Source organism: Gilliamella sp. ESL0441 (assembly GCF_019469185.1).
In the GTDB taxonomy this organism is placed as follows: Bacteria; Pseudomonadota; Gammaproteobacteria; order Enterobacterales; family Orbaceae; genus Gilliamella.
On the sequence record NZ_CP048264.1, the window covers coordinates 848,922 to 874,498 of the forward strand.

Genomic DNA, 25,577 nt, shown 5'->3' on the forward strand with positions numbered 1-25,577 from the left:
GTTTGAATAACTCATTTTTTTAAACTGAAATGATAATAAAACATCCGCCAATTTTGATTGGCGGTGTTTTTATGATAAAAAATATTTGTTAACTCCAATAATAGACTGTTTTTGATGAAGATAAAAAAACGCCTTGTAAAATTACTTATTTGGTTATTAATTGTCATATTTACTTTGTTAAGTGTTTTTTTTATCGCTGACTTTTTATTTCCTGTATCAATATCAAAAAATAAAACTACACAAACTATTGTCGCTGAAGATGAAACACCTTTATGGCGTTTTGCTGATGAAAATGGTATTTGGCGTTATTCAGTTAATTTAGAAGAGGTTCCTGATTTTTATTTAGATGTATTGATCAATTATGAAGACCGTTATTTCTATGAACATGTTGGTATAAATCCTGTTTCTTTGCTTCGTGCTGCTTGGCAAAATATTTGTAATGATAGAATTATTTCTGGCGGAAGTACTATATCGATGCAAGTGGCAAGATTACTTTATCCACATGATCGAACTATACTTGGTAAATTGAACCAAATTTTTCGTACTCTACAGCTTGAATTGCATTATAGTAAAAAAGAAATTTTAACCTTATATATTAATCATGCACCCTATGGCGGGACAATTGAAGGTATAGGTGCTGCAAGTTGGACATATTTTGGCAAACAACCAAGTGAGTTAACCCGAAGTGAAGCGGTTTTGTTAGCGGTATTACCGCAAGCACCGAGTCGATTGCGACCAGATAAATATCCTGAGCGTGCAAAGTTAGCTCGAGATAAAGTTTTAAATCGTCTGTCCGAATATAATGTTTGGTCAAAGGACTTGATAGAGCAAGTTAGGCAAGAAGAAGTATGGGTTTATCCCCGTAAAACACCACAGCTAGCACCATTATTATCGTATCGTTTAAAACGACAATATCCTAATGATACTATTATTCATTCAACCATTGATTCAATTCTTCAATACAATCTTGAAGATATGGCAATCAACCGTAAAAATCAATTACCACCAAAATCATCATTGGCTATATTAGTTGTGGACCATACCGATATGAAAGTTAAAGCATATATAGGTTCAGCCGATTTTAATGATAAAGATCGCTTTGGTCAGATAGATATGATTAGTGCACTTCGATCACCGGGATCAACCTTGAAACCATTTATTTATGCATTTGCTATTGATGAGGGTATGATCCATTCTGAATCTTTATTGCAAGATGTTCCTCGTATCCATTCAGACTACCGACCTACAAATTTTAATGAAGATTTTCAAGGCCCAGTAAGTGCTTCAGAGGCTTTGAGTAAGTCTTTAAATTTACCGGCAGTACAGTTAATCGAACTTTATGGTCCTAAACGATTTGCGGGTAAACTTGCTGGTGTTGGATTATCTTTAAAATCAATTAATAATACGCCTAATATCTCTTATATTTTAGGTGGAGCTTCATTAAGATTAGATAACTTAGTCAGCGCTTATAGTGCTTTTGCCCGACAGGGGAAAGTTAGTCCGTTACGTTTTACACAAAGTGATCCTGTAGTCAATAAACCGTTTATTTCAGAAGGAAGTGCATGGATCACCAAACATATGTTAGTCAGAAATAATATGCTTTATTATAAAACCGGTACAAGTTATGGATATCGGGATGCATGGGCAATTGGTATTAATCCGCGTTATTTAATCGGCGTATGGGTTGGTCGTCCTGATGGAACCCCTGTAGCCGGTCAATATGGCTCTATTTCGGCAACGCCAATTTTACAACAAGTTGATTCATTATTATTAAATAGGGAATACCGATTAAATCGTTCGTTACCTGTTTCAGTTAAACCTGACTCTGTCACTTCGGAAAAAATATGTTGGCCATCCGGACAAGTATTACCCGATAATGATGTTAACTGCCATCGTCAAAAAAATGCATGGATATTAAATCATATGGTTCCACCAACAATTGGAACATTGACTGAACTTAATAATAATATGTATCATTCTGGCTGGATCAATCTTTGGGTGAATGAGGATGGTAAACGTGTGGCGGCCGATTGTAACGGTGCACAGAAAAAGCAGATTGTACTCTGGCCAATTGCACTTGAAAACTGGTTATTGCCAAATGAGCAAAGACAAGCACTCATACCAGCAATTGATAAAAATTGTCCTATAATTGGTAGAGATATTTTTTCTTCATTAATGATTGTCGGATTACGTGATAGACAGCTAGTTAAATCTGTACCAGGACAAAGTCAACTTTCAATAGATTTATCAGCAGAAGGTGGAGCGGGTGAAAAATGGTGGTTTCTAGATGGAGAACTGGTTGCACAGTCAATAGATGATGAAAAAGTGTCACTAACTATTGCTAGAAAAGGTACTCATCGTTTGCTTTTGATAGATGAAAGTGGGCAGATATCACGAATTAAATTTATATCTGATTAGTAGGAAAATCTAAATATGGCTATTGAAAGAACACTCTCAATGATTAAACCCAATGCAGTTAGAAAACATGTCATTGGTGTGATTGAAACCAGAATTTCACAAGCAAAACTTGATATTGTTGCTTTGAAAATGCTTAAATTAACGAGAGAGCAAGCTGAAGGTTTTTATGCAGAGCATAAAGGGAAATCTTTTTTTGACAATTTGATTAAATTTATGATTTCTGGTCCAATTGTCGTGCAGGTATTAGAAGGTGAAAATGCTATCAAACGTTACCGTGATCTTATGGGACCAACGGATCTATCTAAAGCTAATGCCGGTACTTTACGAGCAGATTTTTCTGATAGTGTAACGGAAAACGCTGTACATGGATCGGATTCTCTAACTTCTGCTGAAAGAGAAATCGCTTATTTTTTTGTAGATAGTGAGATCTTTGGTGGTGAAAACAAATAAACATAAAAAATTACGAAAATACTAGCATAACTTTAAATAAAAAATATGACATTGACGAAATCCAAAAAAAATTTATTACTGACCCATTTAAATAATAGTTGGTAGATTTTTGTGAACAGTTGATTTGAACGTCTACGCGGTGTTGTAGCTGATAAAAAGATCTCTAATTAGCGGGCACAAAAAGCTTCATTCTTTTCTCTTCGCTAAATAATTAGTTATTTTTCTCAAGGAGCAGCATTTATTCCTGCTCCACACATAAAAGTAATTATAATTGATTGATTTTATTCTAATCTAAACTAGGTTTGATTATGACTATGGTCAACAATATCAATTTACTTCTAACGGTTTTCCGTCTGTTTCAATATTAATAAATTCCATACCGGTAGGGTTTACCGCCATGATGGCTTTGGCTAATGTTTCATGAAAAACGATATGAAGCGATTCTCTTAATAGAAAAACTAATCTTTGTTCCAAAGGAATTTCACTTAAAATTTTTCTGTCCAAAATGAGTTTTTTTATAAAATATGTCATTCTAGGCTTTTCATAATCGGATTTATCTTTATCTAAAGCCTCGATTATATTGTCAGAAAGTAGACAAAAATAGTCTTTAATGATTTTACCTTGTGGGGTTGTTAATTCAGTGTCAATAATTTTAATCCCTTTAGGCTTAAAGCTTTTAATGACATTGGCAATTTTATCAGTAATAAAAATCTCTGGACCAGACAAAAAATCAGACATAACGGGCTGAGAGGGTATCGTTCCATTAAATTCTAAATTTATTAAAGTGGGGTTTAAGCGATCATCACGATCGGTTATACGAATCAATGGATAGGCTTGGTCTGATTTTCTCTGTATAAAATAATAATTTTCCATGTTTTATTTCTCTTCAACGGGTTGTATTTTTTTGGGGGATAAAATAGATTTGCTGATTGTTGGTTAAAATAGTAGCATGAAGTATGTTTTCTGAAGCGTTTATTTTTGTAATTATTTTACCTATCTATTATGTTTTCCAAAGCTTTGAATAACAAAATAGATAGGAGATTGGATTTACGCTCCTTCTAAATGCTCTCTGTTGATATATTCATGAACGCTATTTGTTAGTCATATAACTGTTTAAATTGCGCTAAATGATAGGCTAATATTTGGCTCAGTAATGGCTTAAATATGCCAATCTTCTACTTTAATAAATTTTAAACCAGTTGGTTTAACAGTCATTAATGCTTCAACTATAGATCGGTGATAAAGCATTATTGTGTGATCTTCTCCTAATTTAAAAATTAATCTTTCTTCTAACGGAATATTTTTTAAAATATTTTCATCAAGCTTAAATTTATCGATAAAATAGCAATCATCCCCTTCGTCGAATTTAGAGTTTAGTTTATCCATTGCATTAATAATATTATAAATATGTATATAAAAGTAATCCTTAAAAATATCACCTTTATTACTTGTAATCATAGCTGGAATTAGTTGAATTCCAAATATATTGAGTGAAGACAATATTTTTTTTAACTTATCTGAGATTACTGATTCAGGTTGGGAAAAATAATCACCAATGACTGGGCTGGCAAAATAGGGTTCACTAAATGTAAATTCCATCACTTTCGGTTTGGTAATTTTTTCATTTTCGTAATCATATAGATATTCTTCCGTATGTTCCGAATCAGGATCACACATAATTAAAGGATAGGCTTTATCACCTGCTCGATCAATAATATAATATTCAAACTCGTCATTTGTACTATTCATGTTTCATATTCCTTATATCTAATTTTTATCAGTTTGTTTTTATTACTTTAACATTCAGTCTGATTTTCAAAAATTATATTAGTAAATTGGTTTAGATTAAATTAAATAGCTTATTCCAAATCTTTTATTTGGCTGAGGGGGTGGATCTCAATAACCACATTTACTTTTTTGAGTATCAAATCCGTCTGGGTGAGTGTAAATAGAAGTGTTCTATAAATTCAGATAATTTGTTGCTTACTACTTATAAGACTTATAAGATATTTTAAATCTAACTTTAATTTATAACCATCTAAATAATCGTTATTTATTCCCCCTCGATTCTTTATTGATAAACTTAAATTCATATAAAGTCCAAAGGCGGATAATAACAATGAAATTTTTCTTCGGCAAAGAGCAAGAATTTATCCTGCTCTTTTTGTAATGGTAATGAAGTTTATTTTTTAACTAAATTTCATCATTCAGATAAAAATCAATTCATGGATATTTTTATCCTATTTATTTCAGTCGGATTAATATCTTCAAATCTTCACTAAAATTAAAAATACCAATCTTCCACTTTTGTAAATGAAACTCCTTCAGGGTTAACCGCCATAATAGCATCAACAACGGTCTTATGGTAAAGATGTATAGATGAATCTTCATAAAGTTTAAATACTAATCGTTCAACTAATGGAACATTTTTTAACACATTTTTGTCAAGTTCTAAACTCTCAATCCAAAGTAATAGATCTGGATCGTAATCATCTTCTGTATATTCAGATTTTTCTCTATCGACAGCTTTTAGATGATTATAGATATGTATATAAAAATAATCTTTTAAAATGTCTCCAGTATTGGTCTCGATTTCTGCCGGTATGAGCTGTATTCCTGTAATGTGCATACTGTTTAAAACATCAGCTATTTTACTTGAAACAATACTTTCAGGTGAAGGAAAATAATCGCCAATTACAGGTTTTTTGGGAATGGGATCACAAAATTTAAAATGAGTTAATTCAGGATTTTCAATTCTTGTTTTGCTTAGAGTATACATCATAGTGTGCCTGGAGTCATCTTGAGGACCGATTAATGGATATGCTTTATCTCCTGCTCGGTCAATAATGTAATATTCAAACTCGTCATTTGTACTATTCATGTTTCATATTCCTTATATATATTTAATTTTTATCAGTTTGTTTTTATTATTATAACATTCAGTCTGATTTTCAAAAAAATCATATTTGTAAATTAATTTATATTAAATTAAATAGCTTTTTTCAAATCTTTTATTTGGCTGAGGGGGGTGGGTCTCAATAACCACATTTACTTTTTTGAGTATCAAATCCGTCCAAGTGACTGTAAATAGAAATGCGCTATAAATTCAGATAATTTGTTGCTTACTACTTATAAGACTTATAAGACGTTTTTAATATAACTTTAAGTTATAAGCATCTAAATAATTGTTATTTATTCCCTTCGATTCTTTATTGATAAACTTAAATCCATATAAAGTCCAAAGGGGGATAATAACAATGAAATTTTTAACTAAGTCACTGTCGGCAGCTGCACTAATCGGCTCATTATTGGTCTCAAGTTCGGCTTATGCTGATCGTCTTGATGATATCGAAAAAAAAGGGGTAATTAAAATTGCGGTATTTGATAGTAATCCACCCTTTGGATTTGTTGATGAAAAAACGCATAATATTGTCGGGTTAGATGTGGATTATGCTAATGAAATCGGTAGAGCTTTAAAGGTAAAAGTCGAACTTGTACCGACTAATCCTGCCAATCGTATACCATTATTAACTTCACAAAAAGCCGATTTAATTGTGGCTAATTTTACCGTAACAGAGGAGCGTGCCAAAGCGGTCGATTTTAGCGTGCCTTACTTTGCTACAGGACAAAAATTTGTGGCAAAAAAAGGGGTATTAAAATCGCCGGATGATTTAAAAAATCTTCGTATAGGCGCCGATAAAGGTACAGTAATGGAAATCACTCTACGTGAGAAATATCCTACCGCTAAAGTAATTTCGTATGATGATACCCCGTTTGCGTTTGCAGCATTACGTAATGGGGTAGTGCAAGCTATTACGCAAGATGATGCTAAATTAATTGGTTTACTTGCCAATGTGCCAGAAGAGCAACGTGCTATTTTTGAAATTTCACCCTTTAGTATTACGCAAGAATATCAAGCGGTTGGCATTCCTAAAGGCGAAACTCGTCTAAAAGATAAAGTGGATAAAATCTTGTTAAATCTTGAAACAGACGGTGAAGCGGTGACGATTTATAATCGTTGGTTTGGACCCGAAACGACGTCAGCAATGCCACGTGGTGATTTTAAAATCGGTAAAGGTCAATAAATAGATGTTTGAGCAATTACTTGAACCACGATATTTGTGGTGGTTGTGGGACGGTTTTTTAGTGACGCTTGCGATTTCGTTATTAACCATAATATTGTCAACCGTACTGGGTTTTTTGTTAGTCATTGCTCAACAAAGCCATGTCAAAATCATCCAAGGAGTAGTAACAACCTACAATGCTATTTTTCGTTATTCGCCTTTATTACCGCAACTGTTTTTTTGGTATTTTGGTGTCGGTAATTTGTTGCCTGTTGAATTTAAAGTGTGGTTATTTGATGAGCCCCAAATTAACCTCTTTTTTTTAACGTTAAAAATGCCTTCTTTTGAGTTTATTATTGGTCTAATAGCTTTAACTTTTTATTCCAGTGCTTTTATTGCTGAAGAGTTTCGTGCTGGTATTTTAGGCGTGTCGAAGGGACAACAACAAGCGTCTTTAGCATTGGGGTTAACGTGGTGGCAAAGTATGCGGTTTATCATTTTACCACAAAGTGTGCGCATCGCTTTTACGCCATTAATTGGGCAATATATGAATATTATCAAAAATTCATCATTAACCATGGCTATCGGTGTGCTTGAGCTTTCCTATGTTTCTCGTCAAGTCGAAACGGAATCATTAAAGACGTTTCAAGATTTTGCTATTGCAACAGTGTTATATATTTTAGCCATTGCGATAGTTGGAACGCTAGGTAATATTTATCAAGCAAGTCGATTGCAAATAAGCAAAGGATAGTCAGTTATGGATCTTACGGGATTTGCTGTTATTTGGAATAATCTGGGTTACCTGATGTGGGGTAACTTTCCTGGTGGCATATTTTTGACATTATTAATGAGTGTTATTGCAATTATTTTTTCAACCATTTTAGGCATCTTAGCCGGTATTGGTTTAACCGTGCTGAAAGGTGTAGTGCGTTGGTTACTCATCACGCTTCTTGCTTTTTTGCGAGCAATCCCAGTCATCATGTTAATTTTTTGGACTTATTTTTTATTGCCTGTGATTTTTAATATTGATGTGCCAGCTATTGCGACCGTGATCTTTGCTTTATCATTAATTGGAGCTGCTTATATTGGTCATTCGGTTTATGCAGGTATGATCGCAATTGCTAAAGATCAGTGGCAAGCCGCTTATTCATTGGGACTGAATAAAGCGCAAGTCATTATCTATATTATTTTACCACAAGCATTAAAAATGATGTTGCCGTCGTTTATTAATCAATGGGTTTCACTAATTAAAGATACTTCGTTAGCTTATATCGTTGGGGTTGCTGAGTTCACTTTTGTTGCAACACAAATTAATAATCGAAGTATGGTTTACCCCACTGAGATTTTTCTATTTGTTATATTGATCTATTTTATGATTTGTTTTGTACTGGATATATCGATTTCAAATATAACTAAAGTTCATATATCAAAATCAATTCAGAAGAATTAGTAACGGCATACCTTTACTTATTAATCATTTTTATTACAGTTGAGATACTATTATTGTGAAAGATTCTAACATTAAGGTTTTTTTAAGGTAGTTTATTTAAATTGAAAGAATGAATAATTAATTTAGCTAAACATTTCATGTGGCATGATATTAATACAAAACTTTTTTTATTAATTAACGCATCTGAACATGCATCGAAGTCCTTTATTTATTTTGCTATTTTTTGTGCTAATTATCTCATTTATCTACCTATTATTGTTCTTGTCGTCTATTGGTTTACCAAACCGTTATCTAGAACCTTGATTATTAAAGTCTTTATGACATTGTTGCTTGCCTTGTTGATAACGTTTGTTATTCGACATTTATTTTATTCTCCACGCCCTTTTGCTCTAGAAATCGGTACTAATTATTTGCATCATGAAAAAAATAGCTCTTTACCCAGTCAACATGCAGTATTTATAGGGGCAATTTGCTTTTCGGTCTTGTTTAATTATCAACATAAATACAAAAAATTAATACTATTGTTTACTGGTATTGCGATTCTTATTTGTTGGAGCCGTATCTATTTAGGCATTCATTGGCCTCTTGATATTGTTATTGGATTTATCATCAGTGGATTATCAGCTTTTATTGTAAAAAAGATTTGGATTATATTTTTTAAAAAATCTGCATATAAATAGTTTTAAATTTCGTCTTAACCTAAAAAATAAAATTACACTTAAAATGTGTTTGTTATAAAAATCAAAGCGTATAATAAAAACTAACCATTGGTTAGAATCATGAGATTGTCAATAGGATAAACCTTAATGAAAATACTTATTGTAGAAGATGATAGTCTATTACAAAAAGGGCTTTTTGATGGCATAACTTCAAATGGGTATGTTTGTGAACTTGCCTCTAATGGCAAGCAAGCTGAAGAACATTTACAGTTCGGTCAATTTAGCCTGATTATTCTGGACTTAGGTTTACCTGATTGTGACGGTTTGGATCTTCTAACTCGCTGGCGTAAGAACCAAATTGATACACCTGTTCTGATTTTGACAGCAAGAGATACGATAGAAGATAAAGTGGAAGGTTTAGATCTTGGCGCTGATGATTATTTAATTAAACCATTTGCTTTAACCGAATTATTAGCAAGGATAAGAGCATTAATTCGCCGTAATCAAGGCACGGCGGATAATCATATAAGTTATGGTGCAATTACGATTGATATCAAACAAAAAAATGTAATGCTCAATCAACAAGAAGTGATCTTAACGCCTAAAGAATTCATCGTTTTGTCTCGTCTAATGTTGAAGGCTGGCGAAAAAGTCCACCGTGATTTATTACAGCATGATTTGTATGATTGGCAAAGTGATCCAAGTTCCAATGTACTTGAAGTTTATATACATGGATTACGTAATAAATTAGGAAAAAACTTTATTAAAACAGTCCGTGGATATGGCTATCAATTGAGTGATGGACATAAATAACCCTTTTATTATTGCAATTTAAAAATTATGATCAGTAAATCACTTAGCAATATACGTCATAGTATTCGATGGAACCTTTTTTTTACTTTGGGTGCTATCATGCTAATTTGTCAAATTATTACTGTTTTTTGGTTATGGCATGAAAGTAAAGAACAAATTGATGTTTTAGTGAATTTAACCTTGAGTCAAAACAAAATTGATGAAGTGGTTGAACATGAGGAATTAGAAGCGATATTTGCATTGTTTTGTTCCGCTTTTTCAATGATGATCGTAACATTATTTCTGGCGTATAAAGCAATAAAATGGATTACCAAACCTTTAGAAGTGCTTGAAAAAGATCTAAATGAACGAACCGAAGACAATCTGAGTTCAATCGAACCAATCAGTAATATGCGAGAAATTAAATCTATCACGACAGTACTCAATAAATTGTTTGTTAGATTGAGTAATACTCTTGCTCAAGAGCGTCTTTTTACGGCTGATGTTGCGCATGAAATGCGAACTCCTCTGGCAGGAATACGTCTACATTTAGAATTATTAGAAACAACGCATCATATCGATTGTCATGAGTTGATTGAACGCATTGACCGGTTAGTCAATACCGTCGAACAGTTATTAATGCTTGCTCGGGCTAGCCAAAAATTCACCGTTGGGCATTATCAGAATATCAATTTTCATGATGATATTATGCTTCCTCTTTATGATGAACTTAATGAATTAACACAGCAAAAACAACAAAATCTTCAATGGGTTATCGATGATAGCGATCTGGTTTTTAGTGGTGATGCTACATTAATTCGATTGTTAATACGTAATTTGGTTGAAAACAGTTATCGATACAGTCCGGAAAAAAGTAAAATTCTTGTCAGCTGCTATAAAGATAATAGCGATATCATGATTACCGTAGAGGATGAAGGTAGTGGAATTGATGAATCTAAGAATGAAAAATTGACGCAAGCCTTTTTTCGAATGGACCGTAAACATGGTGGGATAGGGCTTGGTTTAAGTATTGTTAACCGCATTACTAAATTGCATCATGGTCTTTTCACCTTGAGAAATAGAAAAGACCATTCTGGCACCATCGCTAAATTAAGACTTAGCGATTCACTTCATCAACAAGATTCTTAATAAGATTATTATTGGGATTTTCTTTGATTAATGATTTTAAAAATCGATGCCATGTGCGTTCAATTTTTGCTTTGGCAAAATAGGGGATATAATTAGCAATCGGGATAAACGTGGAATTGCCGATATTATCTATAATAACAAGCCGACTTTTCTGTTCTGAAATATGCTGAAATAATATATTTTTGCTTTTTATCGTCATTGTGATAATTCGATTGTTGAGCAAAGCTGTTTTTAATGCTTTTAACAAATCAATCAATTCATCATAATATTGTTGCGTCAATTGTTGGTCAGCAAGATATATTTCTAGTGGTGTCGAGGTTTTGCCATCATAATTACGAATCAATTCGAAAAGATGTCCTTCACCAAAATTTGTTTGAACAGGGCCGTAATATTTGGCTAAAGCATCCCATGAGATATTGCGTTTAATAAGATGTTTATAATAGGCAATTTCGCGGTTGGTTTCTTGTTCCGCCCCATCATTATAGTTGACTTTAATACATTGATCCGGATTAGTCGGATGGTGATAGCACTTTCTATGTAAACCTTTGCTTATATAATCTTTATCGGTAAGTTGAATTATCTGAGTCATCTAAAATAACATGATTGAATAAAGTTAGTTTTAAGTTTAACAGCAAGCGTTTTTACTTGCTATAATTTTTTATTACAAGTTCTAGCGCTTTTTCTATATTTCTGTATAATATTGCAACCCACGTTACAACAGTGTTCTTCCCAACACTGTTTTCGGTTGTCAAGGTTAATATAGCAACTCGAAGGGGTTAGTTACTTAATCATTGCAATCTAAAAGTGTAAATAAATCATTTGATTTATTAACGTGAGATTAATTAAAAATTGGATAAATACGAATGAGTACTTTTTCAGCTAAACCAGAAACAGTTAAACGCGACTGGTATGTTGTTGATGCAGCAGGTAAAACGTTAGGTCGTTTAGCTACTGAGATCGCAAGCCGTTTGCGTGGTAAACATAAAGCAGAATATACACCACATGTAGATACAGGTGATTATATTATCGTTATCAATGCAGAAAAAGTTGCTGTAACAGGCAAAAAACGCACTGATAAGATCTATTATCGTCATACTGGTTACATCGGTGGACTTAAAGAAGCGACTTTTAAAGAAATGATTGAACGTCATCCTGAACAAGTCATCGAGATTGCTGTAAAAGGCATGTTACCGAAAGGTCCTCTTGGTCGTGCAATGTACCGTAAACTTAAAGTTTATGCTGGTAGCGAGCACAATCATGCGGCACAACAACCGCAAGTATTAGATATTTAAGGGGATAGAAGATGGCTGATAATCAATATTACGGTACTGGTCGCCGCAAAAGTTCTGCTGCTCGTGTGTTTATCAAACCAGGTAGTGGAAACATCGTTATTAACAAACGCTCATTAGAGCAATACTTTGGTCGTGATACTGCTCGTATGGTTGTTATGCAACCTTTAGAGTTAGTTGAAATGACTGACAAACTTGATCTTTACATCACTGTTAAAGGTGGCGGTATTTCAGGTCAAGCGGGTGCAATTCGTCACGGTATTACTCGTGCATTAATGGAATATGATGAAACTTTACGCTCTTCATTACGTCAAGCGGGCTTTGTTACTCGTGATGCACGTCAAGTTGAACGTAAAAAAGTGGGTCTACGCAAAGCTCGTCGTCGTCCACAATTCAGCAAACGTTAATTGCAGACGTTACAAAAATATTTCAAAAACCCAGCACTGTCTGGGTTTTTTTATAAATGAATTATCGCTTTCTATCATTATTCAACAACAATACTAACTTTTATTTTTGTATAAGTTATTAGAAAAAACAAATTCATCAGCACCAGATTATTTTTTTACCAAAAGGCACTTATTTTATTATAGTTTTTGTCATAAATATGATTATTTAAATAATCGTGATAAGAAAATTAATTTTTTTTAACAATTTTGTTATCCAATTTGTTAGAATAGTAATCCTCTAAACTAATTTTCAATTTTGCATATTTGGAGTGAACATGGTTGTCGCTGTTAATAAACGTTCTGTAATGACATTATTTTGTGATACAACAGACATCTATGGCCATCAGATTCGTTTTGTTTTGGCAGAGAAAGGTGTAACTGCTGAAATTGAGTTTGTGACTGCAGATAATTTACCTCAAGAGTTATTGGATCTTAATCCATATGGTTCAATTCCTACATTGATTGATAGAGATCTTACGTTATACGAACCTCATATTGCGTTAGAATACCTTGATGAACGTTTTCCTCATCCACCTTTAATGCCTGTTTATCCGATTGTGCGAGCTAATTCTCGATTAACGATGTATCGTATCAAAAGGGAATGGTATAGTGCCTATGAAACCATCATAGCTGATCCAAATAGTAATGCAGCTAAAGTTGCTCGTAAAAATCTACTGGATGATTTAGTTTCCATTTCTGTGATGTTTAAAGAAAAAGACTATTTTATGAGTGATGATTTTACGCTATGTGATTGTTATTTTGCTCCTTTACTTTGGCGATTACCAATTCTTGGTATTGAGTTACCTAAAGTTGCGGAAAAAAATTACTTAGCCTATATGGCACGAATTTTTGAACGTCCAGCTTTTATTAGTTCATTAACTGATGAAGAGAAAAAAATCAGAGCATAATAATAAATTTATTAATATTTTATTATGTGATTTAAGAAGGTAATCTAAATGGATCCAAACCAAATGACTGCTCGACGCCCTTACTTATTTAGGGCGTTTTATGATTGGATTGTTGATAATGAGCTTACTCCTTATATCGTGGTAGATGCTTCGGTATTTGGGGTTCTTGTACCGCAAGAGTTTGTTAAAGATAATCAGATCGTTTTAAATCTTGCGCCACATTCCGTTGCAAAATATATGGCAACAAATGAAAAAATTGAATTTAATGCGCGATTTTCGGGTGTGTCACAACATATTGTTGTGCCGATGTCAGCAGTAGAAGCAATTTATGCTCGTGAAAATGATGCGGGCATAGTATTTGAAGATGAACCTGAATATAAACAGCAACGCGAAACCAATATTCAGCAATCTGATAATGTCGAGAAAAAATCAACAAACCCATTCCGAGTAGTGAAGTAATAATTTACCCCAAAAACTTGGTGATAAATTTAGTTGAACAGTTGGTTAAACATAAAAAGTGATGATCAACTGTTTATTCCCACCTAATAGTGTATATTTATTTCATTAATCGGGATATGATATAGCAAATTAAATCATATTCCCGTTTGAATTCATGAGTAATGAAATTGAGTTAAAATTCCAGATAAATAATTGTGACATTGCTGATCTACAATCTTTTTTAAACCAATGGGCAAGTAGTGATGAGCTTGAGTTTTCGAGCTTATCGAACAATCAGCGTACATTTTCAAACTTATCTTTGTATAACTGCTACTATGACACAGCGGATAATTATTTGCGAAATCATCATTGTGGATTAAGACTTAGAGTAACTGAAAGCAACGAAAGTAAACAGTGTGAAATGACCTTAAAACGTGATAGCCATTCTATCGCCGGTTTGCATGAACGTGCTGAATATAATGTTGATTTAAGTTGTCCACAACTCGATTTATCTCTATTTCCTGTAGGCGTATTTCCTAACGATTGTGACATTGTAAAGTTGCAGCAAAATTTAAAACCACTTTTTACTACTAACTTTACCCGTCAAGTGTGGTTAATCTCGTTTGCGAATAGCGAAATTGAAGTTGCTTTAGATTTAGGCAAAATAACCTCAAATGGTAAATTTCAACCAATACAAGAAGTTGAACTCGAAATAAAACAAGGTAATAAACAAGATTTGATTAACTTCGCGATTGAGTTAAGTCGTTTTAACTTACATCTTTTTTCGCAGAGTAAGGCTTCAAGAGGTTACCGTTTATTATTGAATTCACCTATTATTGCTGAAATCTTTTCTGCACAAATTGGACAAGATTTACCAAATTTACTCAACTTTTGGCAACAAAATGAAGAATATGCCCTAGAAAATAATGATTTAACTTATTATAAACAATTAATTATTCAAATAAACGAAGTGTTAATAAATAAAAATCTTCAAATTGAGCCAGAATTTGAGCAGTGGCAAATGGCAATACAATGTATTGACTCGATTGCAAAGTTTGCTTATAGCGAGGTAAACACAAAACTCAAACTAAGGCTAATTTCTAAAATAAATGGAATATAGTTGAATATGAAAATGGATAGGACTTTTTTTAAATTACCACTATTATTAGTTTTATTTTATTGGTTATTTAATATTTTATATACCATAGTCTATGTTATTGGATTTGATGATTATCCTTTACTGTCAGATATGACAAATAACCAATTTATTCGGTATTTAACTAAGCAAGTAGTCATCTATTTCCTCTTCCAAATACCCTGTTCAATTGTTTTATTTGTTGTTTCCATAGTACTATTTAATAAATATTCCATTCATCAAGTCAATTCGAGAAATATTACTAATACTTTACTTGTCGCCATATTATTTACCTCAATGGAGGTTGCAGGACGATGGCTTTTTTACCGTGATATCTTTTCTTGGGTTGGATCTAAACTTAATTATTCAAATTCTGTTATCTATTCTTCCTCTCTAACTCATGAATTGATTAATTTTGTTAACATATTAATTAGTTATATTTTTATAACACTATGGGCTTATCTTAGTTTTAAATTATTGAATAAAATTTTTATTCGCAGTAATGACGTATTAACTCGATCAGAAAGTCAGCGGTTACATTTTGGGTTATTTATTTCGCTTTATAATTGTTATTTTAACACGTTGATATTTTCTTTACTTTTTTGGGTGCCTTATCACAGTTTAAAAGGTTCAATAATTAATATAACAATTTTAGCTCTATTTTTATTCATGACTAATTTGATAGGCTATTTTTTGTTGAGAAAATGTCTTACAGGCGTAACAGAAATTTTAAACCTGAAAAAGCTTATATTTAGTTCGCTAATTATATTTATTTTCAACTGTATCTTGGTTGCAATAATTTTTTGGGTATCAGTTTTTCTGTATGAATATTTACAAGCATTCTATAGATTCTCCAATAACTTTTTATTGTGTTATACATGGATAACGATAGGAATGGTGTTTATTTTAAGTTCGATACTGGTTAGAATTATGACTAAACTGTTATTTGATTCAAAAAATAAAATTAATATCACGCAATAATACAAGTTGTTATAGATGTATTGGTGAAAATCAGTTTTAACGTAATACTCAGATTATGTTTTCGGTTATAGTAAATGGCGTTGATGCAATGATCTAACAATTCAAACCCGATAATACCTTGTGTGAGACAGAAAAATGCCCCAATCTAATCTTTTTAAAGATCAACAGTTAAGAGTTATCAATCAGCTTCAACAATGTGATCCCGTTCTGGTACAAGCAAACCTTGATATTTTAGTCCAAAGTAATTTTCTTGTTGAGGCATTTTCTCGTTTTCCACATTGGCTTGCTGATTTTGTACAAAACCCACCACTGGCAGATGAAAGACAATATTATCAATCTTGGTTAAATGAACAGTTAGTTTCAGTCGTGGATGAAGCCACATTAATGAAAACTTTAAGGCAATTTCGCCATAAAATGCTAATTCGTCTTGCATGGTCTCAATTAATAAAGGCAAGTAGTGATGAACAGATTTTGCTACAACTGAGTGAATTGGCAGAAATAATTGTTGTCACCGCTCGTGATTGGCTCTATACATTAAGTTGTCAAGAATGGGGAACGCCAAGCAATATGCAAGGTAAACCCCAACCGTTATTGATTTTAGGTATGGGCAAATTGGGTGGCGGCGAGCTAAACTTTTCGTCTGATATTGATTTGATTTTCACTTATCCAGAACATGGTCAGACACAAGGTGGACGTCGAGAACTGGATAATGCGGTTTTTTTTACGCGTTTAGGACAACGTTTAATTAAAACGCTTGATCAGATTACAGAAGATGGATTTGTTTACCGTGTTGATATGCGTTTACGCCCTTTAGGCGATGGCGGTCCATTGGTTCTTAGCTTTTCTTCTATGGAAGATTATTATCAAGAACAAGGTCGAGATTGGGAACGTTATGCAATGGTGAAAGCAAAGGTATTAGGTGATCAACATGATCCTTATACCCAAGAACTCTATCAAATGCTTAAACCTTTTATTTATCGCCGTTATATCGATTTTAGTGTTTTACAGTCACTGCGAAACATGAAAAGTATGATTGAGCGAGAAGTCCGTCGTCGTGGCTTAAAAAACAATATTAAACTTGGCGCTGGCGGCATTCGGGAAATTGAGTTTATCGTTCAAGTTTTTCAACTTATTCGAGGTGGTCGAGTGGTTGGCTTGCAGACACGTTCGTTATTAAGCGCTTTGCAGGTCATTGAGCAAGAATCATTACTAAAACTCAGTGAAGTGATCTTACTTCGAGAAAATTATCTTTTTTTACGTCGTTGTGAAAACCTTTTACAAGCGATTAATGACGAGCAAACCCAAACTTTGCCAAACAATGAACTTGATCAATTGCGTTTGGCAATTAGTATGGGGTTTGACAATTGGGAAAATTTTGAACAAGACTTGGCAAAAAGAATGTTGATCAACCGTGAAATATTCAATGAATTAATCGGCGATGAACAGTCCGAATCCACCCAGTCTAAACAATATAATGATAAGTTTGATGATTTATGGGTACCAGACTTAGAATTAAGTGATGTCAAAGCGGTGTTACCTAACTATGCTGAACAAACGGCAAACCAGCTTTGTCAATTGTTGTTACAATTTCGCAATGATATTGGTAAACGGACAATTGGGGTTCGTGGGCGAGAAATCCTCGATCAACTTATGCCGAGATTATTAGAAATACTTTGTAATGAAAAAAATGCCTTAACTGTGTTAGCAAGAATTTTCCCTTTGTTAGTCAATATTGTTAGCCGTACTACCTATTTAGAATTATTACTTGAATATCCCACCGCATTGAAGCAGTTAATTCGGTTATGTAGTGCTTCCCCGATGATTAGTGATCAGTTGGCGCATTATCCGATCTTGTTAGATGAACTCATCGATATTCATTCACTTTATCAAACGGTTGCCCCGAATGAATATAAAAGTGAACTTTATCAATATTTGCTTCGCATTCAAGTTGATGATGAAGAACAACAACTTGAAGCACTACGCCAGTTCAAGCAGATGCAATTATTGCATATTGCCGCAGCCGATGTTGCGCATGTATTAACCACCATGAAAGTGAGTGATCATTTAACGTTTGTGGCCGAAGCTCTCCTTGATTTTGTTGTTCAAATGGCTTGGAATCAAATGATAGCTCGATATGGCAAGCCAGAACATCTTACTGATGATCATAAAGGTTTAGTGGTTATTGCTTATGGTAAATTGGGCGGTTGGGAGCTGGGTTATGGGTCGGATTTAGATTTGGTTTTTTTACATGACTGCCCTGTTAACAGTATGACTAAGGGAGAAAAACAGATAGATAGTCGTCAATTCTATCTTCGCTTAGTTCAGCGTATTATCCATTTATTCAATGTACGTACCAGTTTTGGTATTTTGTATGAAGTTGATGTTCGTTTACGTCCGCAAGGGGAAGCGGGTTTATTGGCTTGCAGTTTAGCTGCTTTTGAGGACTATCAAATGCATGAAGCATGGACTTGGGAGCATCAAGCATTAGTTCGCGCCAGAGCCATTTATGGCGAAGTTGAACTTATTGAGCGTTTTAAACAAATTCGACATAAAGTTCTTTGTAAAGTACGTGATGAACACCAATTAAAAACCGAAGTTAGAGAAATGCGTGAAAAAATGCGTACTCATTTGGGGTCAACTCAACCGGATTCATTTAATTTAAAAATTGATCAGGGAGGAATAGGGGATATTGAATTTTTATCACAATATCTTGTGCTTAATTATGCACATCATTATCCTAAAATGACAACTTGGAGCGATAACGTTCGGATATTAGAGTTAGCCGCTAATTATCAAATTATGGAACAGGATGAAGCCCAAAAGCTCACTCAAGCTTATATTGATATGCGTAACGAAATTCATCAATTATCATTACAACTATTACCCAGCAGGGTTGATAACACCTGTTTTGTTGGAGAAAAACAAATCGTCAATCAGAGTTGGTCTAAATGGTTAATGAATTGAAAAATATTAATGATTGATAATCAATTTAAAATTTATCGATCGAGTAATCGATTGAATGTTATCAGTGAGTTAACGCTATCAAAATTGACGCAAAATGATATTTTAGATTTGTTATCCCACTAAAGTGTTTAGTGGGATAATTTTACAAGATAGCGATAATATATAGATTTATTTAACTTCTTTCCATAAGATCATGTCTTGATCTTCAAGGTCGGATGCATCAAATCCAATCGGTTGGGGCATATCTTCATGATCAAATGCTATATCTCCTCCATCAATTACACGATCCCCCTTTTTAATTCCTTTGAAATCAAAAAGTGAGGTATCACAAAGATGCGATAGAGTAATATTTTGGGTTGCACGGAACATGGTTTCAATGCGTCCGGGATATTTTTTATCCCATTCATTAAGCATTTCTTTAATCACTTGACGTTGTAAATTAGGCTGTGAACCACAAAGATTACAAGGAATTATTGGAAATTGCTTAATTTCAGCATATTTTGCAATGTCTTTTTCTTTGCAATACGCAAGCGGACGAATAATGATATGTTCACCTGAATCATTCATTAACTTGGGTGGCATTGCTTTTAGTTTACCGCCGTAGAACATATTTAAAAACAAGGTTTCTAAAATATCGTCACGATGATGACCTAAGGCAATTTTTGTGGCGCCCAGTTCGGTTGCGGTGCGATATAAAATTCCACGGCGCAGACGTGAACAAAGCGAACAAGTTGTTTTACCTTCTGGTATTTTTTCTTTAACAATACCATAAGTATTTTCTTGAACTATTTTATATTCAATGCCTAACGACTCAAGGTATTGCGGTAATACATGTTCAGGAAATCCAGGTTGCTTTTGATCTAAATTAACGGCAATGAGATCAAAATTAATAGGCGCACTGATCTTTAAATTTAATAAAATATCAAGCAAGGTATAACTATCTTTACCGCCTGATAAACAGACCATAATACGATCGCCTTCTTCGATCATATTAAAATCAGCGATCGCTTCACCAGTAAGGCGACGCAATCGTTTATGGAGTTTGTTTTGATTATAGGTTTTCATGACAAATTAATACGTTATTCTGATCGTCCCATATAGCGACGTTCGGCGATATGAATTTTGACCTTTTCATTGTTATCAATGTATTCCGGAACTTGAATAACAAGTCCAGTTGATAATGTGGCTGGTTTAGTGCGAGCACTTGCTGATGCCCCTTTAATACTTGGTGAGGTTTCAATAATTTCTAGATCAACCGTTTGCGGTAATTCCAACGCAACGACTTCGCCATCAGCCATGAGTACTTGAATGCCGTTCATGCCACCTTCTGGAATAAAAAGAAGTTCTTCTTCAATTTGTGCTTTTTTGAAAATAAATGGCGTATAGTCTTCATTGTCCATAAAGACATATTCATCACCATCGATATAGGAAAAGCTGACTGGACGTCGAAAAAGTTCAATCGTTTCGATAATATCGTCACCTTTAAATCGCTCTTCAACTTTACCGCCTGTCTTTACATCGGTAAAACGCATTTTATAAAGTGTACTTGCACCACGGGCACTTGGACTTTGAACATCAATGTCTTTAACCAGTAATAATTTGCCATTATAAGTGACGGCATCGCCACGTTTTATTTCATTTGCTTTTGCCATAATAGTTTCTTTGTGAGGTTTTAAAATCGAATTTAAAATTTATCTCGCTATTTTACCGCTATCTTGCTATTGTCACCATCAAAATTTATCGATGTTCCTTAAATTAAAGGAATCTTATGACAGAATTGGTTAAATGTCGTCAAAATTGTGGGGCCTGTTGTATTGCACCTTCGATCTCGTCCATTATTCCCGGAATGCCCAATGGCAAGCCTGCCGGTGTGCCCTGTATCCATTTAGATAGTCGTTTTCAATGTCAACTCTTTGGACAATCCTCCAGACCAAAGGTTTGTTGTCGATTAAAGCCGAGTATAGAAATGTGTGGCAGTAATCGTAAACAAGCTTTAGATTATTTAACTCAATTAGAACAGGTCACTAGCGCCTAAATATTGCTAATTTTTAATAAACTTGCGCAATTATTAGAATTATTTATCTCGTATTGTTTTTTTTTTGATACACTTCACCGCATTTCATTATTCAATGATAAATATACACAATAATTAAGATAAATAGCGTTTTCTATCAATTTTTTAAAATATCCGATTGGAAACTGATTTTTTCTTAATTACATTTACTTTCTTTAAAAGAAGATTTTTGTTATGAAAAATAAATTAAAACGGGATTTAAAGGCTCGCCATTTAGCCATGATTGCAATCGGTGGCTCAATTGGAACTGGGCTTTTTGTTGCATCCGGTGCAACAGTTGCACAGGCAGGGCCAGGTGGTGCTTTGCTTTCCTATGCCATTATTGGTGTAATGGTTTACTTTTTAATGACCAGCCTTGGTGAACTTGCTGCATATTTACCTGTATCCGGGACATTTGCGACTTATGGCGCTCGTTATGTTGATGAGGCGTTCGGATTTGCGATAGGTTGGAATTATTGGTACAACTGGGCAATTACCGTTGCGGTGGATCTGGTTGCTGCGCAATTGGTGATTTCGTATTGGTTTGATGCTGGAGCGTATAGTTGGCTTTGGAGTTTGTTATTTTTAAGCATTATTTTTTGCCTAAATTATATCTCTGTCAAAGGTTTTGGTGAAGCAGAGTTCTGGTTTTCATTAATTAAAGTGGTTACTGTGATTGTTTTTATTATAGTTGGCTTATTAATGATTGTCGGTATTTTGCGTGGTGGTGAAAGTACCGGTTTGCAGAATTGGACTGTTGGTGATGCGCCTTTTGTTGGCGGATTTTCTTCCATGATTGGTGTTGCTATGGTGGTCGGCTTTTCGTTCCAAGGTACAGAACTCATTGGTATTGCAGCCGGCGAATCAAAAGATCCTGAAAAAAATATTCCTAAAGCAATGAAGCAAGTTTTTTGGCGTATTTTGCTATTTTATATTTTTGCAATTTTAGTCATCAGTTTAATTATTCCTTATACCGATCCTAATTTACTTCGTAATGAGGAGACCGACATTAGTGTCAGCCCATTTACATTAGTATTCCAACATGCTGGCTTATTATCGGCAGCAGCCATAATGAATGCGGTTATTTTAACGTCAGTTTTATCCGCCGGTAATTCTGGTTTATATGCCTCGACACGTATGCTATATGCCTTAGCGAAAGAAGGAAAAGCACCTAAAATCTTTTCAAGATTATCTTCAACCGGGGTGCCTCGATTTGCATTACTAGCCACAACATTTGTTGCTATGTTATGTTTTTTAACCTCGATGTACAAAGATCAGGAAGTGTATTTATGGCTTCTTAATATGTCGGGTATGACCGGATTTATTGCTTGGCTTGGGATCGCAATTAGTCACTATCGGTTTAGAAAAGGGTATATAGCTCAAGGTTATGATGTTAAAAAATTACCTTATCGTTCTAGTTGTTTTCCATTCGGGCCTATATTCGCTTTTGTGCTTTGTCTAACCATCACTCTTGGGCAAAACTATGAAGCATTTTTACAAGATACCATTGATTGGAATGGTGTAATAGCGACTTATGTTGGTATTCCATTATTTTTCATTATTTATTTAGGTTATAAGATAGTGAAGAAAACCAAATGGGTGAAGTACAAAGATATGGATTTTTCTCAAACAGACTAGTTTGAGAAAGTCGGCTAAATTTTTCTCTTCCGTCGACAATTATGTCGACGGAATTTTATTAAAAAAGAGAAAAATAACCCATTAAGGTTAGTTAATTTTTAATTAACAAGTTTGATAACGATATTAGCGACTACGGAAGATGATACGTGCTTTAGAAAGATCGTAAGGCGTCATTTCAACAGTAACTTTATCGCCAGTTAAAATACGAATATAGTTTTTTCGCATTTTGCCAGAAATATGTGCAGTAACGACATGACCATTTTCAAGTTCAACACGAAACATCGTGTTAGGAAGAGTATCAAGTATGGTACCTTGCATTTCAATGTTATCTTCTTTTGCCATTGGGGCCTCTTAATAATAAAAACAAATTAAATATACACAATTCATTAATGACATCCCTTTTTTTAGGGAAAGAAAAGTAAAATTATAGTACTATTCTTTTATGACTAGTTTTGTATTTTATCATACGACAAAATAGTATTGCGTATAAACATATAAAAGCTTAACTTACAATATGTAAGTATCGCCGCAAAATAATGCCGAAAAAACTCCCAGAAGTAAAGTTATTTCTAATTTTTCTTTGCATAGTAAAGACCTTGTTGTTGAATATATTGCCGAACTTTTAAAGGTACTAAATCTTCACAACATTGTTGATTCTTAATTTTTTGCCTGATTTGCGTTGCCGAAATATCTTCTAATGGTGTATGAGAAAAATAGATATACCCCTGAGCAGAATCATGCAAATGTTTTACATTATTCGTTCGATTTTTATCAATCCATTGTTGAAATTCAACGTTATCAGTCCTTGCGGCATAATTTGGTCGCTGGCAGATAATCAAATGGCAATAATCCAGTAATGATTGCCATTTATGCCAACTAGGCAAATTCAATAATGAATCTTGTCCCATAATAAATGCAAGTGATGCCGTTTTCCCGTTTTCATTACGCCATTGCTGCAATGTATCAATAGTATAAGAAGGGCGATTTGTATCGCTAGGAGCAATTTCACGTGTATCAATGGTAAACAGAGGCAAATCTTCAATAGCTAATGCTAACATTGTCAAACGCTGTTTTATGGTTGCTATGGGTTGTGGTTTATGAGGAGGTATTTTATTGGGTAATAAAACTATCTGTGTTACCCCCACTTCTTGTGCTAATGAAATTACAGGGCGTAGATGACCATAATGAATAGGATCGAATGTGCCACCAAATAGAGCGGTTAGCATTGATTCAATCCCATAAATTGCATCATCAAACTATTCAAATTGTCCCAAATACGCAATTGGCTATCATGTTTTACACCGATCTCAATCTCGGTTAATTTAGCCAAAGTGGTAAATAGATTTTTTATATCATTACGATTTAAATAGGATGTATACAAAGCTCTTTTGTTTTGCCATACTTTAAATTTATCAAACGCCTGTTTAAGCGAATTTTTTTCTGAGGATTTTTTCAAATTGATGATTAGAATGAGTTCTCGTTGAAAAATTCGCATTAGAATTAAGGGTTCAATATCATTCATTCTTAATTGTTGTAAGATATGCATTGCGCGTTTTGATTTATTGGCAACCATAGCATCAATCCAATGATATGGACTAAATACAGCTGAATCATTGATATTATTTTCAACCTGTTCATAAGTAATTTTATGATTAGGGTAGAGTAATTGTAATTGTTCGATGATTTGTGTCAAAGCAAGTAAATTACCTTCATAATAATAACAAAGTAACTCAATCGCTTGAGGCTCAATGTCCATCTTTTTTATCTGAAGATGGTTTTTTATCCACTGAGGTAACTGTAAGGTATCAGGGGTTGTACAATTAACGATGACAAGTTTATCAGCTAACGCTTTATACCATGTTGCGTTTTCTTGAGTTTTCGTTATCTTATTTAAACTAATTATTAATGCAATATCAGGTGTTAACACTTCACTTAATGTATTGAGTTTTGTTATTAACGCAGTATTTAATGCATTATCACCAAAATCAAGAAAGATAAGTGTGTTATTCGAAAATAGATTTAATGCCTGACAACTGTCATAAATTGCAGACCAATCTGTTTGATTGTCTATAGTAAATGTCAGTTGTTCATCAAATCCTTTTTGTCCAAATGTATTGCGTAATTGAGTGAGTGCATAATGTTGCAGATAAGGATCACTCCCTATTAATAAATAATAGGGTGATCCTAATTGATGATTGATTTGGTCAGCGCCGATTTTTATCATAAAACACTATTATTTTACTGCATCAACAGATTTTAACTTACGTAAAACCTGTTTTGCTGCCTGTTTATACATTTCATCTTCAACTAAATTTTGTTCTGCTGTTTTAGCTAATGGATTTGATGGATTATCAAAGAATGTACGGAATACTCGTACATTAATTGGATAGATTTGTTTACCATTCGTTACAGCTTGAGCTTGTACAGTTAAAACGAGTTGATATTCTGCCGCTTTACCATCTTTATAAATTGATATGGTATTACGATCAATATGTTCACTTGTAATACTAAGTGTTGGATATTGACCTGAAGCATCATCAGTCACTAATTTTACCTGATTATCGTGCAAGATTTCTTTAACATATCTAGATAATTTGCCATATGGGTCATAACTTATATAAGACATAGTTTTAAATCTTGACGGTATATCGTTTTCATTTTGCAAATGGAATCCACACCCCGAGAGTGATATTGCCATTAGCATGATTATAGCTATATATTTTTTCATAAAAATTACCACCAA

Annotated in this window: 26 protein-coding genes; 16 read left to right on the forward strand and 10 right to left on the reverse strand. The window is 33.7% G+C overall.

The features are described from left to right. The first annotated feature begins 114 nt into the window (after positions 1-114). Positions 115-2,418 carry a penicillin-binding protein 1C gene (pbpC, locus tag GYM75_RS03735; protein WP_220216829.1) on the forward strand — a complete coding sequence of 768 codons (2,304 nt, stop codon included), beginning with the start codon at positions 115-117 and terminating at the stop codon, positions 2,416-2,418. Positions 2,419-2,433: 15 nt separating this feature from the next. Beyond that, a complete protein-coding gene (gene ndk, locus GYM75_RS03740) occupies positions 2,434-2,868 on the forward strand; it encodes a nucleoside-diphosphate kinase (protein WP_220216830.1) in 435 nt (144 codons plus the stop codon). 327 nt (positions 2,869-3,195) lie between these two features. Here the strand turns inward: ndk and GYM75_RS03745 are convergent, their stop codons facing one another. The 3 genes from GYM75_RS03745 to GYM75_RS03755 all read right to left on the reverse strand — a co-directional run bounded on the left by GYM75_RS03745 (position 3,196) and on the right by GYM75_RS03755 (position 5,749). After that, positions 3,196-3,741 (reverse strand): imm11 family protein, encoded by a 546-nt coding sequence (locus tag GYM75_RS03745; RefSeq protein WP_220216831.1) that lies wholly within the window; start codon positions 3,739-3,741, stop codon positions 3,196-3,198. A 285-nt stretch (positions 3,742-4,026) separates the two neighbouring features. After that, complete coding sequence (locus tag GYM75_RS03750) at positions 4,027-4,617, reverse strand: imm11 family protein (RefSeq protein WP_220216832.1); 591 nt, start codon at positions 4,615-4,617, stop codon at positions 4,027-4,029. A 535-nt stretch (positions 4,618-5,152) separates the two neighbouring features. Beyond that, positions 5,153-5,749 carry an imm11 family protein gene (locus GYM75_RS03755; RefSeq protein WP_220216833.1) on the reverse strand — a complete coding sequence of 199 codons (597 nt, stop codon included), beginning with the start codon at positions 5,747-5,749 and terminating at the stop codon, positions 5,153-5,155. Between the two features lie 376 nt (positions 5,750-6,125). Between GYM75_RS03755 and GYM75_RS03760 the strand changes: the two genes are divergently transcribed. From GYM75_RS03760 to pmrB, 6 genes are all read left to right on the forward strand, one after another. Further along, a complete protein-coding gene (locus GYM75_RS03760; protein WP_220216834.1) occupies positions 6,126-6,953 on the forward strand; it encodes an ABC transporter substrate-binding protein in 828 nt (275 codons plus the stop codon). Between the two features lie 4 nt (positions 6,954-6,957). Next, complete coding sequence (locus GYM75_RS03765; RefSeq protein WP_220216835.1) at positions 6,958-7,683, forward strand: amino acid ABC transporter permease; 726 nt, start codon at positions 6,958-6,960, stop codon at positions 7,681-7,683. 6 nt (positions 7,684-7,689) lie between these two features. Then, complete coding sequence (locus GYM75_RS03770) at positions 7,690-8,382, forward strand: amino acid ABC transporter permease (protein WP_220216836.1); 693 nt, start codon at positions 7,690-7,692, stop codon at positions 8,380-8,382. A gap of 137 nt (positions 8,383-8,519) precedes the next feature. Then, positions 8,520-9,062: a phosphatase PAP2 family protein gene (locus tag GYM75_RS03775; protein ID WP_220216837.1), complete on the forward strand. Its 543-nt coding sequence runs from the start codon at positions 8,520-8,522 to the stop codon at positions 9,060-9,062. A gap of 126 nt (positions 9,063-9,188) precedes the next feature. Further along, positions 9,189-9,854 (forward strand): two-component system response regulator PmrA, encoded by a 666-nt coding sequence (pmrA, locus tag GYM75_RS03780; protein WP_220216838.1) that lies wholly within the window; start codon positions 9,189-9,191, stop codon positions 9,852-9,854. 99 nt (positions 9,855-9,953) lie between these two features. Then, positions 9,954-10,982 (forward strand): two-component system sensor histidine kinase PmrB, encoded by a 1,029-nt coding sequence (pmrB, locus tag GYM75_RS03785; RefSeq protein ID WP_255556841.1) that lies wholly within the window; start codon positions 9,954-9,956, stop codon positions 10,980-10,982. Here the strand turns inward: pmrB and GYM75_RS03790 are convergent. Further along, positions 10,951-11,571 carry a YrbL family protein gene (locus GYM75_RS03790; RefSeq protein WP_220216840.1) on the reverse strand — a complete coding sequence of 207 codons (621 nt, stop codon included), beginning with the start codon at positions 11,569-11,571 and terminating at the stop codon, positions 10,951-10,953. The two genes, pmrB and GYM75_RS03790, sit on opposite strands and share 32 nt — an antisense overlap. Before the next feature lie 274 nt (positions 11,572-11,845). Between GYM75_RS03790 and rplM the strand changes: the two genes are divergently transcribed. The 6 genes from rplM to glnE all read left to right on the forward strand — a co-directional run bounded on the left by rplM (position 11,846) and on the right by glnE (position 19,143). Beyond that, positions 11,846-12,274: a 50S ribosomal protein L13 gene (rplM, locus tag GYM75_RS03795; protein WP_034901369.1), complete on the forward strand. Its 429-nt coding sequence runs from the start codon at positions 11,846-11,848 to the stop codon at positions 12,272-12,274. Positions 12,275-12,285: 11 nt separating this feature from the next. Next, a complete protein-coding gene (gene rpsI / locus GYM75_RS03800) occupies positions 12,286-12,678 on the forward strand; it encodes a 30S ribosomal protein S9 (RefSeq protein ID WP_034901366.1) in 393 nt (130 codons plus the stop codon). 314 nt (positions 12,679-12,992) lie between these two features. Then, positions 12,993-13,625 (forward strand): glutathione S-transferase N-terminal domain-containing protein, encoded by a 633-nt coding sequence (locus tag GYM75_RS03805; protein ID WP_220216841.1) that lies wholly within the window; start codon positions 12,993-12,995, stop codon positions 13,623-13,625. A gap of 48 nt (positions 13,626-13,673) precedes the next feature. Beyond that, complete coding sequence (locus GYM75_RS03810; protein WP_220216842.1) at positions 13,674-14,084, forward strand: ClpXP protease specificity-enhancing factor; 411 nt, start codon at positions 13,674-13,676, stop codon at positions 14,082-14,084. 154 nt (positions 14,085-14,238) lie between these two features. After that, on the forward strand, positions 14,239-15,183 hold the full coding sequence (locus GYM75_RS03815) for an inorganic triphosphatase (RefSeq protein ID WP_220216843.1): 945 nt from the start codon (positions 14,239-14,241) through the stop codon (positions 15,181-15,183). Positions 15,184-16,314: 1,131 nt separating this feature from the next. Next, on the forward strand, positions 16,315-19,143 hold the full coding sequence (gene glnE / locus GYM75_RS03820; protein ID WP_220216844.1) for a bifunctional [glutamate--ammonia ligase]-adenylyl-L-tyrosine phosphorylase/[glutamate--ammonia-ligase] adenylyltransferase: 2,829 nt from the start codon (positions 16,315-16,317) through the stop codon (positions 19,141-19,143). A gap of 168 nt (positions 19,144-19,311) precedes the next feature. On the opposite strand, the gene ttcA is transcribed toward glnE, so the two are convergent. Together ttcA and yeiP are read right to left on the reverse strand one after the other, a co-directional pair. Further along, entirely contained in the window at positions 19,312-20,208 is an 897-nt protein-coding gene (gene ttcA / locus GYM75_RS03825; protein ID WP_220216845.1) for a tRNA 2-thiocytidine(32) synthetase TtcA, read from the reverse strand. 14 nt (positions 20,209-20,222) lie between these two features. After that, positions 20,223-20,795: an elongation factor P-like protein YeiP gene (yeiP, locus tag GYM75_RS03830; protein WP_220216846.1), complete on the reverse strand. Its 573-nt coding sequence runs from the start codon at positions 20,793-20,795 to the stop codon at positions 20,223-20,225. 116 nt (positions 20,796-20,911) lie between these two features. Between yeiP and GYM75_RS03835 the strand changes: the two genes are divergently transcribed. Next, positions 20,912-21,178: a YkgJ family cysteine cluster protein gene (locus tag GYM75_RS03835; protein ID WP_220216847.1), complete on the forward strand. Its 267-nt coding sequence runs from the start codon at positions 20,912-20,914 to the stop codon at positions 21,176-21,178. Positions 21,179-21,391: 213 nt separating this feature from the next. Then, positions 21,392-22,834 (forward strand): amino acid permease, encoded by a 1,443-nt coding sequence (locus GYM75_RS03840; RefSeq protein WP_220216848.1) that lies wholly within the window; start codon positions 21,392-21,394, stop codon positions 22,832-22,834. Positions 22,835-22,957: 123 nt separating this feature from the next. Here GYM75_RS03840 and infA read toward each other — a convergent pair whose 3' ends face one another. The 4 genes from infA to lptE form a co-directional block, all read right to left on the reverse strand. Further along, positions 22,958-23,176, reverse strand: coding sequence for a translation initiation factor IF-1 (gene infA, locus GYM75_RS03845; RefSeq protein WP_025315083.1), 219 nt, complete (start codon positions 23,174-23,176; stop codon positions 22,958-22,960). Between the two features lie 227 nt (positions 23,177-23,403). Further along, positions 23,404-24,060 carry a nicotinate-nucleotide adenylyltransferase gene (gene nadD / locus GYM75_RS03850; protein ID WP_220216849.1) on the reverse strand — a complete coding sequence of 219 codons (657 nt, stop codon included), beginning with the start codon at positions 24,058-24,060 and terminating at the stop codon, positions 23,404-23,406. Continuing rightward, entirely contained in the window at positions 24,054-25,058 is a 1,005-nt protein-coding gene (holA, locus tag GYM75_RS03855; RefSeq protein ID WP_220216850.1) for a DNA polymerase III subunit delta, read from the reverse strand. The genes nadD and holA overlap by 7 nt, the downstream gene beginning before the upstream one ends. A gap of 9 nt (positions 25,059-25,067) precedes the next feature. Further along, complete coding sequence (gene lptE / locus GYM75_RS03860) at positions 25,068-25,562, reverse strand: LPS assembly lipoprotein LptE (RefSeq protein WP_220216851.1); 495 nt, start codon at positions 25,560-25,562, stop codon at positions 25,068-25,070. Positions 25,563-25,577 lie beyond the last annotated feature (15 nt).